The 11,955-nt window shown below is 60.7% G+C and carries 11 protein-coding genes and 2 pseudogenes; 11 read left to right on the plus strand and 2 right to left on the minus strand.

All coding sequences use genetic code 11. The features are described from left to right. The first annotated feature begins 105 nt into the window (after nt 1-105). From AB5Y90_RS07025 to gloA, 10 genes and pseudogenes are all read left to right on the plus strand, one after another. Nucleotides 106-1,053, plus strand: a complete 948-nt coding sequence (locus AB5Y90_RS07025; protein ID WP_019706001.1) for an IS30-like element ISAs2 family transposase — start codon at nt 106-108, stop codon at nt 1,051-1,053. Nucleotides 1,054-1,085: 32 nt separating this feature from the next. Further along, nucleotides 1,086-1,775 (plus strand): annotated as a pseudogene (locus tag AB5Y90_RS07030) (DUF3427 domain-containing protein); the annotation flags it as partial. 181 nt (nt 1,776-1,956) lie between these two features. Beyond that, the gene (rsxA, locus tag AB5Y90_RS07035; protein ID WP_005337600.1) at nt 1,957-2,538 is read left to right on the plus strand and encodes an electron transport complex subunit RsxA; all 582 of its coding nucleotides are present in this window, start codon (nt 1,957-1,959) and stop codon (nt 2,536-2,538) included. Nucleotides 2,539-2,540: 2 nt separating this feature from the next. Further along, nucleotides 2,541-3,119 carry an electron transport complex subunit RsxB gene (gene rsxB, locus AB5Y90_RS07040; RefSeq protein ID WP_204419234.1) on the plus strand — a complete coding sequence of 193 codons (579 nt, stop codon included), beginning with the start codon at nt 2,541-2,543 and terminating at the stop codon, nt 3,117-3,119. A 14-nt stretch (nt 3,120-3,133) separates the two neighbouring features. Next, nucleotides 3,134-6,016 carry an electron transport complex subunit RsxC gene (gene rsxC / locus AB5Y90_RS07045; protein WP_368166725.1) on the plus strand — a complete coding sequence of 961 codons (2,883 nt, stop codon included), beginning with the start codon at nt 3,134-3,136 and terminating at the stop codon, nt 6,014-6,016. Nucleotides 6,017-6,027: 11 nt separating this feature from the next. Further along, a complete protein-coding gene (gene rsxD, locus AB5Y90_RS07050) occupies nt 6,028-7,080 on the plus strand; it encodes an electron transport complex subunit RsxD (RefSeq protein ID WP_307895127.1) in 1,053 nt (350 codons plus the stop codon). A gap of 43 nt (nt 7,081-7,123) precedes the next feature. Beyond that, nucleotides 7,124-7,756: an electron transport complex subunit RsxG gene (rsxG, locus tag AB5Y90_RS07055; RefSeq protein WP_021230643.1), complete on the plus strand. Its 633-nt coding sequence runs from the start codon at nt 7,124-7,126 to the stop codon at nt 7,754-7,756. Between the two features lie 24 nt (nt 7,757-7,780). Beyond that, nucleotides 7,781-8,533, plus strand: coding sequence for an electron transport complex subunit E (locus AB5Y90_RS07060; protein WP_368166727.1), 753 nt, complete (start codon nt 7,781-7,783; stop codon nt 8,531-8,533). A gap of 13 nt (nt 8,534-8,546) precedes the next feature. Continuing rightward, a complete protein-coding gene (gene nth / locus AB5Y90_RS07065) occupies nt 8,547-9,188 on the plus strand; it encodes an endonuclease III (RefSeq protein WP_005337609.1) in 642 nt (213 codons plus the stop codon). A gap of 56 nt (nt 9,189-9,244) precedes the next feature. Further along, a complete protein-coding gene (gene gloA, locus AB5Y90_RS07070) occupies nt 9,245-9,658 on the plus strand; it encodes a lactoylglutathione lyase (protein WP_005347113.1) in 414 nt (137 codons plus the stop codon). 85 nt (nt 9,659-9,743) lie between these two features. On the opposite strand, the gene AB5Y90_RS07075 is transcribed toward gloA, so the two are convergent. Next, nucleotides 9,744-10,619, minus strand: a complete 876-nt coding sequence (locus AB5Y90_RS07075; RefSeq protein ID WP_005337611.1) for an OmpA family protein — start codon at nt 10,617-10,619, stop codon at nt 9,744-9,746. Nucleotides 10,620-10,842: 223 nt separating this feature from the next. On the opposite strand from AB5Y90_RS07075, the gene AB5Y90_RS07080 reads away from it, so the two are divergent. Continuing rightward, nucleotides 10,843-11,769: an autotransporter domain-containing protein gene (locus AB5Y90_RS07080; protein WP_368166726.1), complete on the plus strand. Its 927-nt coding sequence runs from the start codon at nt 10,843-10,845 to the stop codon at nt 11,767-11,769. Nucleotides 11,770-11,773: 4 nt separating this feature from the next. On the opposite strand, the pseudogene AB5Y90_RS07085 reads toward AB5Y90_RS07080, so the two are convergent. Further along, nucleotides 11,774-11,955 (minus strand): annotated as a pseudogene (locus AB5Y90_RS07085) (IS4 family transposase); the annotation flags it as partial.

The raw sequence follows: 11,955 nt of genomic DNA on the forward strand, positions 1-11,955 counted from the left end.
CGGGAATTCAGATAATAAGTGCGACACTCATGGATGAATGGCGAGAGGTGGCCAACTGCTGATTGGTGGTACCCTTCTGCTCGCCAAAGTAAAAGCAGTATCACCATGAGCTATCAGCAGTTGACCGAGGGGCAACGATACCAGTTATCGGTGCTTCGCGCACAGGGGATGTCCATCCTTGCCACCGCACGCGCCATTGGCGTTCATCGCTCCACCCTCTACCGGGAGCTGCGTCGTAACGCCGGGCCGCAGGGCTACCAGCCAGACAATGCGCATCAGCACGCCACCCACCGACGGGCCAGTGCGGCCAAATCTCGGCTATCTGCCGATGTCATCCAGTTTGTCGAGCTGACACTCGCCTGGTGGTGGAGCCCGGAGCAGATAAGCGCGGTGGGCAAGCAGATAGGCCTCATGGTGAGTCACGAGTGGATATACCGCCATGTGGCCGCCGACAAAGCCCGGGGTGGCCAGTTGTACCGCCATCTGCGCCAGGGCCACAAGCGCTACCGCAAGGGGGCGAGCAGCCTGCGTTCTCCCATCAAGGAAGCCCGCTCTATTGATGAACGGCCGGCTATCGTCGATAGCCGGGAGCGGCTCGGTGATTGGGAGGCGGACACGGTGCTGGGCAAGCAAGGCACAGGTGCACTGGTCACCCTGGTGGAGCGCAAGAGCCGGCTCTATCTGGTCAAGCGGGTCGCGAGCAAACAGGCTGGGGTGGTGCGGGATGCGATAATCGAGATGTTAACGCCCTACATCGAGCAGGTGCATACCATCACCTTTGACAACGGCGGCGAGTTTGCCGAACACAAGGCGATAGAGGAAGCGCTGGGTGCCGAGACTTACTTTGCGCACCCTTACTCTTCGTGGGAGCGCGGTCTGAACGAGAACAGCAATGGGCTGTTGAGGCAGTTTATCCCAAAGGGAACAGACCTGAGAGAGGTCACGGACGAGGATGTCAGGAGAGCGGAGCAGTGGCTCAACCTACGACCTCGGAAATGTCTCGGATTCAGGCAGCCTGTCAAGGTATTCGAAGAGTACCGTCAGGCGGCATAGGCGAGTGTCGCACTTCGAAGTTGAATTCGCGCTTTACCTTAACGGCCGAACACGATGAACGTATGGCCTTGATGTGCCATTACGACTTCTGGCAACAGAGCGGCCCCAATGCAGGCTTTAGCTCCTTGGCGCACAGCCTGAAACAACTCAATCAACCAGAGTTAAGGGCCGAGCTGGCAGATCTGTTGCCCATGCTGCTCAACCGGGTGCAACACGAACAAAGCGCCATGCCAAACCTTCCCGGTAATCCGCTGCAACTGCATGCTCGCTATGCCAGAGAGCAGGTGCTGGTTGGCTTTGGCGCGACCACCTTCGCGCAGCAACCCACGGCTCGCGAAGGGGTCTATGTCATCGCAGAGCAAAATATCGAGTTGCTGTTCGTGACCTTGAACAAAACGGAACAGCACTTCTCCCCCACTACCCGTTATCACGACTACGCCATCAACGAGTCGCTGTTTCATTGGCAGAGCCAAAACAGCGCTCGCCCAGAACGGGGTAAGGGGCTGAGTTACATAAACCACAGAGCAGAAGGTAAGCGCTTGTTTCTGTTCGTTCGTGAGCAGAGCAAAGATGAATTTGGCCGCACCCTTGGCTTTGTGAACTTTGGTGAGGTGGAGTACGTATCCCACACTGGCAGCCAACCGATGAACATTAAATGGCGTCTCACTACTCCGATGCCGCCATTTATGTGGAAAGAGGCCGCCAAACTGGCTGTTGGTTAGTAAGGCTTCTCACCCGGTGGGAAGATGACGCAAAACCCACCGGATTCTCGCCCAAAACCCCGGCTAAATTATCCAGTTGCATAATAACCATGCGGCCTTGCGGTTGTTTAACTGGCCCTAACGTCAGATAATACCGCCCGCCTTCAAACCCCGATAACCCGACTTTCAGTGACGGTAATTGATGACTGAGTACCTGCTTTTATTGATCGGCACCGTGCTGGTTAACAACTTCGTGCTGGTGAAATTCCTCGGCCTCTGCCCCTTTATGGGGGTCTCCGGCAAGCTGGAAACCGCCATCGGCATGGGGCTGGCGACCACCTTCGTGATGACCCTCGCCAGTGCCAGCTCCTATCTGGTGGAGCACTATATCCTGCTGCCGCTGGATATCGCCTATCTGCGCACCCTCGCCTTTATTCTGGTGATCGCCGTGGTGGTGCAGTTTACCGAGATGGTGGTGCGCAAGAGCAGCCCGACCCTCTATCGCCTGCTGGGGATCTTCCTGCCCCTCATCACCACCAACTGCGCGGTGCTCGGGGTGGCGCTGCTCAGCATCAATGAGCGACACGACTTTATCCAGAGCGTGATCTACGGCTTTGGCGCCGCCACCGGCTTCTCGCTGGTGTTGATCCTGTTTGCCGCCATGCGCGAGCGTCTGGTCGCCGCCGATGTGCCCGCCCCGTTTCGCGGGGTGTCGATTGCCATGATCACCGCCGGTCTGATGTCGCTGGCCTTTATGGGCTTTACCGGCCTTATCAAGATATAACCATGATCCATATTCTCTTTGCCATTCTGGTGCTCACCCTGCTGGCGCTGGCGTTCGGGATTATCCTGGGCTTTGCCGCCGTCAAGTTTCATGTGGAAGCAGACCCCATCGTCGACCAGCTCGATGCCCTGCTGCCCCAGACCCAGTGTGGCCAGTGCGGCTATCCCGGCTGCAAACCCTACGCCGAGGCGCTCGCCAACGGCGATCAGATCAACAAGTGCGTACCCGGTGGCGAGGCCACCATGCGCAAAATTGCCGATCTGATGGGGGTCGAGCCCCAGCCGCTGGGGGGCAGTGACGAGGCCGCAGTGCAGGTCAAGAAGGTCGCCTTTATCCACGAAGATCAGTGCATCGGCTGCACCAAGTGCATTCAGGCCTGCCCGGTGGATGCCATCGTCGGCGCCACCAAGGCGATGCATACCGTGATTGCCAACGAGTGCACCGGTTGCGATCTCTGTGTCGATCCCTGCCCGACCGACTGCATCGAGATGATCCCGGTGCCCACCACGGTCGATAACTGGAAGTGGGATCTTAATAACGTGCATGTTCCGGGCAAGATTCCGGTCAAGATAGTGGAATAAACAGCGGAGCAACCATGCATTCCTTACTCGAACGTATCAAAGCCGGCACGCTCTGGGACTTTCACGGTGGCATTCACCCCGCCGACAACAAGCTGCAATCAAGCCAGAGCCCGGTGGTAGACGCCGGTCTGCCGCCACGCCTCATTATTCCGCTGCGCCAGCACGCAGGCCCCGCCGGCGATCTGCTGGTACAGGTGGGCGACAAGGTCAAAAAAGGGCAGCCGCTGACCCGTTATGCCAAGGGGCGGATCGTCCCTGTCCATGCCTCTACCTCGGGCACCATCACCGAGATTGGCAACCACACGGTTGCCCACCCCTCTGGGCTCGGCGATCTCTGCGTCATTCTCACCCCGGATGGGGAGGATGAGTGGGGCGAGCGCAATGGCAAACCCGATTACTGGAATCTGGAGCGGGGTGAGCTGCTCGAGCGCATTCAGCAGGCGGGGGTAGCGGGCCTTGGCGGCGCCGTATTCCCCACCCACAGCAAGCTCGACGGCCGCGGCCAGCTCACCGAGATCCTGATCGTCAACGGGCTGGAGTGCGAACCCTATATCACCACCGATGATCGGCTGATGCAGCAATACGCTGACGAGATCATGGATGGCATCCGGGTGCTCAAGCACCTGCTCAAACCGAAACTCACCCTGATCGGGGTGGAAGACAACAAGCCCGAGGCGATCGAGCAACTGACCCACCACGCCACCGACGAAGATGTGCTGGTCAAGACGGTGCCGACCAAGTACCCCTCGGGCGGTGCCAAGCAGACCATCGAGCTGCTCACCGGCCGTCAGGTGCCCAAGGGTGGCCGCGCGGTCGATATCGGCATCATGGTGCTCAACGTCGCCACCGTGTTTGCCATCAAGCGCGCCATTATCGACGGCGAGCCGCTGATCGAGCGGATCGTCACCCTCACCGGCGACAGCTTCAAGAAGCCCGGCAACGCCTGGGTGCGCCTCGGTACGCCGGTACGCTGGCTGTTGCAGCGTTTCGAACTGCAACCGGAAGCGGAGCAGCGGGTGATCATGGGTGGCCCCATGATGGGCTTTACCCTGCCCCACGCCATGGTGCCGGTGGTCAAGGCCACCAACTGCCTGCTGGCACCGACGCAGGCCGAGCTGCCTGCCCCCGGCCCGGAGCAGCCCTGCATCCGCTGCAGCGCCTGCGCCGATGCCTGCCCGGCCACTCTGCTGCCGCAAGAGCTCTACTGGTACAGCCGGGCCAAGGAGTATGACAAGGCCGAGAAGCTCAACTTGATGGACTGCATCGAGTGCGGCGCCTGCGCCTGGGTCTGCCCGAGCGAGATCCCGCTGGTGCAGTACTACAAGATCGCCAAGGACGACATTCGCGAAGCCCGCGCCGAGGCCGAAAAAGCCGAGCGCGCCAAGCAGCGTTTCGAGACCAAGCAGGCCCGCTTCGAGCGGGAGAAAGCGGCCCGCGAAGCGCGCCATGCCGAAGCCGCCGCCCAGCGCCGTCAGACCATGACGGCCGCAGGCGGGGAGGATCCTGTGGCAGCGGCACTCGCCCGCATCAAAGCCAAGCAGGATGCGCCCATCACAGCCATTGCCGCCACCGCAGAGGGCTTGCCTGACAACAGCGCCGTGATTGCCGCCCGCGAAGCCCGCAAACGGGAAGCGGAGGCGCGCCGCGCCGCCAAACTGGCGGAAAGCGCAAACAGCGAAACAGCCGCTGCGCTGCAATCCACCGAGGCGGTTGACCCCGCCAGCGATCCCAAGAAAGCAGCCATCGCTGCCGCACTGGCCCGCGCCAAGGCCAAGAAAGCCGCTCAGGCTGGCGAGAGCGCCGAGCCTGTGACTGCCGAAGCCGTTGCTGCCCCTGCGGTAGATGCTGATCAGCAAAAGGCAGAGGTTGATCCGAAAAAGGCAGCGATTGCCGCCGCCATTGCCCGTGCCAAAGCCAAAAAGGCCGAAGCCAGTGGCGAGCCGGTAAGCGCAGCCAACAGCGCGGCAACTGAACCAGACACCCAAAGCGATGCGCCCGTCGATCCCAAGAAAGCGGCTATCGCTGCAGCCATCGCTCGTGCCAAGGCCAAGAAGCTGGCCCAGCAGGGTGACAGCGCTGAGGACGATCTGACAGACACCGCCGGCACCAGCGAAACGGCTGCAACCCAAAGCGATGCGCCATCTGCGGCCAGCGAAGCGGTTGATCCCAAGAAAGCCGCTATCGCCGCTGCCATTGCCCGCGCCAAGGCCAAAAAGGCAGCCCAGCAGGGCGAGAGTGCCGGTGCTGAAGGTGCGCTGAGTGAGCCTACTGCCAGCGCACAGACCCGCGACGTGGCGGTAGCCAAGAGCGAAGTAACCACCAGCCAAAGCGATACGGCGGCCAGCGAAGCAGTTGACCCCAAGAAAGCCGCTATCGCCGCTGCCATCGCCCGTGCCAAGGCCAAAAAACTGGCCCAGCAGGGCGCAAGTGCCGGTGCTGAGGGTACGCAAGGTGAGCTATCAGCAAGCGCGGAGACCCGCGACGTGGCGCTAGCCAAGAGCGAAGTAACCACCAGCCACAGCGATACGGCTGCAAGTGCAGCGGTCGATCCCAAGAAGGCCGCTATCGCCGCTGCCATCGCCCGGGCCAAGGCCAAAAAACTGGCCCAGCAGAGCGCAAGTACCAGTGCTGAGGTAGAAAATGCCGGAACTGAGGGTGAGCGCGCACCGGCCGAGCCGATGCAAAGCGATGCAGCCAGCAGTGAGCAACCACTTGCCGTCACTGCCGCGCCTGAAGCGAGCGCCCCTGTGGCTGATGCCCCGGTTGATCCGAAAAAAGCGGCCATTGCAGCCGCGGTGGCCCGCGCCAAGGCGAAGAAGCTGGCGGCCGAGGCGGCCAGAGCAGCAGAGACTGCCGCGGAAGATGCCCCGTCAGCCGACCGAACAACCACAAGGTAATCGACAGACTCATGTTCAATATTGCGACTGCGCCGTTTGCCCATAACCGCAAACAGACCCGAACCCTGATGCTGCTGGTGATCCTGGCCTGCATGCCGGGCTTGCTGGCCCAGACCTGGTTCTTCGGCTGGGGCTCCTTTATCCAGATCCTGCTGGCGCTGGTCACTGCGCTGCTGTGCGAGGCGCTGGTGCTCAAGCTGCGGGGCCGCGCCATCAAGCCTGCCCTGATGGATGGCAGTGCGGCGGTCACCGCCGTGCTGATCGGTCTCTCCCTGCCGCCGCTGCTGCCGTGGTGGATGCTGGTGGTGGGCACTGCCTTTGCCATCATTGTCGCCAAACACCTTTACGGCGGACTGGGTCAGAACCTGTTCAACCCGGCCATGGTCGCCTATGTGCTGCTGCTGGTCTCCTTCCCGGTGCAGATGACCAGCTGGCTGCCGCCGGAGAGCGTGCGCGCCTACAGCCTCGGCTTTGGTGATGCGGCGTCGGTGATCTTTACCGGCTTTAGCCTCGACGGCTACAGCATGGCCCAGCTCAAGCAGGGGGTGGATGGTCTCACCATGGCGACCCCCCTCGATACCCTGAAAACCGGCCTGACTCAGGGTCTCACCACCGGCGAGATCCTGAGCGGCCCGCTGTTTGAGGGTTGGGGCGGAATCGGCTGGAGCTGGGTCAACCTCGGCTATCTGCTGGGCGGCCTGTTCCTGCTGCAACAGAAAGTGATCAACTGGCGCATTCCCACCGCGATTCTCGGTGCCCTGCTGGCGGCCTCCACCATCGGCTATCTGGTAAGCCCGGATGCGACTGCCACGCCCATGTTCCATCTCTTTAGCGGCGCGACCATGCTGGGGGCCTTCTTTATCGCCACCGATCCAGTCAGTGCCTGCACCACGCCGCGCGGCCGACTGGTCTATGGCGTGCTGATCGGGGTGCTGGTCTACATCATCCGCCGCTTTGGCGGCTATCCCGATGCGTTCGCCTTTGCCGTGCTGCTGGCCAACCTTTGTGTGCCGTTTATTGACAGCCTGACTCGCCCGAAAGTGTATGGAGCTCGTCGCCAATGATGTTTCTGCCCTTTTCCCCCATCACAGCTGACGGAGCCCGGACATGTTAAAGAGCATGCGCAAGAACGGCCTTATTCTGGCGATGTTCGCGCTCGGCTGTACCGCGCTGGTGGTACTGACCAACGAACTGACCAAGGATAAAATCGCCCACCAGCAGCAGCTGGAGAAGCAGCAGACCCTCTCGGTATTGCTGCCAGAGGGGAGCTATGACAACGATCTGGTGGCCAGCTGCAAGCAGGTGACCAGCAGGAAGTATCTCGGCAGCGATCAGCCGCAAGCCCTCTATACCGCCAGCAAGAATGGCGTGGTGACCGGCTATGCATTGGAGGCGATCGCGCCGGATGGTTACAGCGGGGCGATCCGCATCGTGGCGGGCTTTGATGCCAAGGGCACTATCACAGCCGTGCGCGTGCTCGCTCACAACGAGACCCCAGGTCTCGGTGACAAGATCGAGCTGAAGAAATCGGACTGGATCAACCGCTTTGCCGGAAAATTCCTGACCCATGACAACGAGCCCCAGTGGGCGGTGAAGAAGGATGGCGGCGAGTTTGATGCCTTTACCGGCGCCACCATCACCCCGCGAGCCGTGGTCAAGGCGGTGAAGAACCTGCTGAAACTGCAGCAGGAGCAACCCGAACTGCTCAGCAACGCCCCGGCTTGTCCGGCGGCGAACTAACGGAGTCGAGCCATCATGAACCAGATGGAACAGATTGAAACGAGCGCTGCCCCGATTGCCGAGCTGGAAAGCCGCAAGGGCGAGCTCAAGGAGCTGATGAGTCAGGGGCTGTGGAAGAACAACCCCTCGCTGGTGCAGGTGCTGGGGCTCTGCCCGACCCTCGCCGTCTCCTCCACCTTTACCAATGCGCTGGGACTGGGCCTTGCCACCATGGCGGTGCTGGTCTGCTCCAACCTCGCCGTCTCGCTGGTGCGCAACTGGGTGCCGAAGGATATTCGCATTCCGGTCTATGTGATGATCATCGCCTCGCTGGTGACCAGCGTGCAGCTGCTGATGAACGCCTACACCTATGGCCTCTATCAGGCGCTCGGCATCTTTATCGCCCTCATCGTCACCAACTGCGTCATCATTGGCCGCGCCGAGGCCTATGCCTCCAAGAATCCGCCGCTGCTGGCGGCCCTCGACGGCCTGATGATGGGCCTTGGCTTTACTCTGGTGCTGCTGGTACTGGGCGGCATGCGCGAGATCATCGGCATGGGCACCCTGTTTGATGGTGCCGAGCTGCTGCTGGGCGAGTGGGCCAAATCCCTGCGCATCGAGCTGTTCCACGCCGATGCCAGCCTGCTGCTGGCGATTTTGCCGCCGGGCGGCTTTATCGGGCTGGGGCTGCTGATCGCCGCCAAGAACGCCATCAACGACTGGCGGGACCGCAAACAGGCCGTTACCGTAGCCCACTGCAACGCTGCCCCGGCCCGCGTCCGGGCGACCGAGCTATGATCGGACGCAAGGCATGAACAACCAGAAACGCAGAGAGATCCTCGAGCGACTGCGGGAAAACAACCCGCACCCCACCACAGAGCTCAACTTCAATTCGCCGTTTGAACTCCTGATCGCCGTGCTGCTCTCGGCGCAGGCAACCGATGTCAGCGTCAACAAGGCGACCGACAAGCTCTATCCGGTGGCCAATACCCCGCAGGCGATGCTGGATCTCGGGGTGGACGGGCTCAAGGAGTACATCAAGACCATTGGCCTCTTCAACACCAAGGCCGAGAACGTCATCAAGACCTGCGCCATCCTGCTGGAGCGCCACGGCGGCGAGGTGCCGGAGAACCGCGAAGCGCTGGAAGCCCTGCCGGGCGTCGGTCGCAAGACCGCCAACGTGGTGCTCAACACCGCCTTTGGCTGGCCCACCATCGCCGTCGATACCCATATCTTTCGGGTCTCCAACCGCACCGGCTTTGCGGTAGGCAAGAACGTGGATCAGGTGGAGGAGAAGCTGCTCAAGGTAGTGCCCGCCGAGTTCAAGCTGGATGTCCACCACTGGCTGATCCTGCATGGGCGTTACACCTGTCTGGCTCGCAAGCCCCGTTGTGGTTCCTGTATCATCGAGGACTTGTGCGAGTACAAAGAGAAGGTCTATCCAGAGAGCTGATAGCCTCGCAACCGAGATTGAAAGCAGTACACATCACCAACCCGGAGAACTGAGCAATGAGAATTCTGCATACCATGCTGCGTGTCGGCGATCTGCAACGCTCCATCGACTTCTACACCCGCGTCCTTGGCATGAAGCTGCTGCGCAAGAGCGAGAACAGCGAGTACAAGTACACCCTGGCCTTCGTTGGCTACGGTGACGAGAAGGATGAAGCGGTGATCGAGCTGACCTACAACTGGGGGGTGAGCGAGTACGAACTGGGCTCAGCCTATGGCCACATCGCGCTGGAAGCGGACGACATCTACGCCACTTGCGATGCCCTGCGCGCCGCCGGTGCCAAGATCACCCGCGAACCGGGCCCGGTCAAGGGCGGTACCACTGTCATCGCCTTCGTCGAAGATCCGGACGGTTACAAGATTGAACTGATTGCCAAGAAAGATGCCGGTACTGGCCTCGGTGACAGCTTCTAAGCAGCCCTAATCCCGCTGCCTAATGGCAGGATCAAAAAAGAGCGCAGATGCGCTCTTTTTTATGCTTCTCTGACCTAGGACGGCGCTAGATCTCGCCATTGCGCCCCATGCTGATCACCACCCGCCGGTTCTTGGCACGACCCTGTTCGGTTTCGTTGGAGGCAACGTGCTGCTTCTCACCATGCCCCTCCACCGAGATCTTGCCGGGATCGATCCCCAGATCGACAAACACCTTCTTGATGGCATCGGCCCGTTTCTCGGATAGCTTCAGGTTCGGCCAGCGGCCGCCATAGCTGTCGCTGTAGGCATCGATCACCACCACGTCGATGCTCTTGTCCGCCTTGATAAACTCGCTGATCATCGCCAGCCGCCGCTTGGAGGGGATGGAGAGCTGATCGCTGTTCTTGTCGTAGGTAAGCACGCTAAAGGCGATGTCGTTGAAGCTGTAGGGCAAGAGCCCGCTCAGGCAGTCGATAAAGGCCTGATATTTGACCCGAAAGTTAACCGACGAAAGCGATACTCGCACCGCACGGTTTTGGCGATACCAGTCCCGATACTGGAAAGTGGGCATTCGTCCCCCCTCCAGCTCATCGAGCATGGTCCAGGCGGTTTGCCCCTCCACCAGCCCATCGAACTGCTGATAGAAGCGCAGTTGACTCACTTCTCGCCCGGCAATCCCTGGGCGCCATACCGGCGGCATGATGCCAAGGCTCACCGTCTGGGTCTGGGCCTGTGGCCGCTTGCCCTTGAGCTCAAAGTCGAGGTTGATCTTGCGCCCGGCGCGGCTGACAAAGGCCCCCGTTCCCCAGTTGGGGATCGGGTGTTCGAGGCGACACTCAATCTGGGTATCGGAGGTCAAACGCCAGACGGATTGATCCAGACCGGCACCGAATTCGGTGACCCCAGCCTGTAACTGCATACTCACGGATATGCTGACCAACCCCAACACCCAAGCGTTCAATTGCTTGTCCTCCACACGATCTCACAAGAGATATCGGCGGCAAGAGGCCAAGCTTTAGCGACAAACTGCAAAGGCGTGCCGTTGGTGTGGCAAAGGCTTGCCCCTCAGCGGCAACCGACCGCAAGCGGCGCTTATTCCCCCCTCTTAGCTCCGTGCCAACCTCCGGGAAGCTCGCTACAGTAAAGCCAGGGCAACCAGACGCCGCTTATCGGGAACCACACTCATGCACCGCTCTTGCTCCTCTTTATTGCAGATGTTGTTGCCAATGCTGCTGGCGCTATCCGGCAGCGCCGTCAAGTCCGCAACACAGGATCAGGAGTGGGCACAGGAGCGTGCCAATGCGGTGCTCTCGCTCATGACCTTCACCGTGGTGCCCGACATCACCGCCAGCAACCTCGATATCGGCAGCGGCACCAATCAATCTGCCGCCCTCAACATGACCCAGATCGGCGGCGGCGCCACCATGAGTGAAGCCGTGCCCATCTATCTGGAAGGGGCGATCGGCTTTAGCCGTTACGATCCCCAGTTTGTGGTGAGCAACGGTACCGAGAGCCGCACCCTCCCGACCAAGTGGAACAGCCTGACCGCCTCTGGCGGGATCGGCTGGGATATCGCCCTCCATGAAGACCCGCGCGGTGGCCACTGGGTGCTGCGCCCCATCGCCAACGTCTCGCTCGGTACCATGGCCAGCGATCTGCGGATCGGCAACTGGCTGCTGGAGCGCACCAAGGGCTACTCGCTGGATTTTCTCGATGGTGGGCAGCTCAATATGTACGGACTGGGCGGCTCGCTGATGCTCGACTACGAGCTCTTTTCAAAGGCGCAGGATATCGATATCGAAGTGCGCTACTCCTACCAGCACCTGCAGAGCTTTGGCGGTACCTCGACCAGCGTCCGTGGTCACGCCGAGGCGGAGAACCTCGGTCTCTATCTGCGCCGCCGGGCCCCGCTGTTTGACTGGACACTGCTCGACAGACCGGTGCGCTATGTACTGGAGGGGGCCCATACCGCATATCTGGGGGAACAGCGGGGGTTGCTTGGCTTTGACTCCCTCAACTCTATCGGCGCCGGTCTGGAGCTGGACAGCAGCAAGTACGACATCATAGTCACCCGCACCCGGCTGGTTGCTCAGAGATCCCCTCATTTTTAGAGACTCAAATAATTCCAAGTGTGCGGGTATATAAGCGGTGTTGCTTCAGGTAGTAGATAAATTTATCCATCAACAAGACCGCATTGGCTTCTTTCATTTTAGGTAGCAACTGGTAATAGATGACCCCTTGCCGAAAGAACGAATAGGTTCGGCTCTTGCTGGTATTGACCTTGATCGTTCTCTCTA

It is taken from the genome of Aeromonas sp. R4-1 (genome assembly GCF_040908325.1).
GTDB lineage: Bacteria > Pseudomonadota > Gammaproteobacteria > Enterobacterales > Aeromonadaceae > Aeromonas > Aeromonas veronii.

What these genes read in the sequence shown, in the direction of transcription:
- rsxB (WP_204419234.1), top strand. Translation starts at nt 2,541, where the DNA reads ATGATCCATATTCTCTTTGCCATTCTGGTGCTCACCCTGCTGGCGCTG.
- gloA (WP_005347113.1), top strand. Translation starts at nt 9,245, where the DNA reads ATGAGAATTCTGCATACCATGCTGCGTGTCGGCGATCTGCAACGCTCC.
- AB5Y90_RS07060 (WP_368166727.1), top strand. Translation starts at nt 7,781, where the DNA reads ATGGAACAGATTGAAACGAGCGCTGCCCCGATTGCCGAGCTGGAAAGC.
- rsxA (WP_005337600.1), top strand. Translation starts at nt 1,957, where the DNA reads ATGACTGAGTACCTGCTTTTATTGATCGGCACCGTGCTGGTTAACAAC.
- rsxG (WP_021230643.1), top strand. Translation starts at nt 7,124, where the DNA reads ATGTTAAAGAGCATGCGCAAGAACGGCCTTATTCTGGCGATGTTCGCG.
- nth (WP_005337609.1), top strand. Translation starts at nt 8,547, where the DNA reads ATGAACAACCAGAAACGCAGAGAGATCCTCGAGCGACTGCGGGAAAAC.
- rsxC (WP_368166725.1), top strand. Translation starts at nt 3,134, where the DNA reads ATGCATTCCTTACTCGAACGTATCAAAGCCGGCACGCTCTGGGACTTT.
- rsxD (WP_307895127.1), top strand. Translation starts at nt 6,028, where the DNA reads ATGTTCAATATTGCGACTGCGCCGTTTGCCCATAACCGCAAACAGACC.
- AB5Y90_RS07025 (WP_019706001.1), top strand. Translation starts at nt 106, where the DNA reads ATGAGCTATCAGCAGTTGACCGAGGGGCAACGATACCAGTTATCGGTG.
- AB5Y90_RS07080 (WP_368166726.1), top strand. Translation starts at nt 10,843, where the DNA reads ATGCACCGCTCTTGCTCCTCTTTATTGCAGATGTTGTTGCCAATGCTG.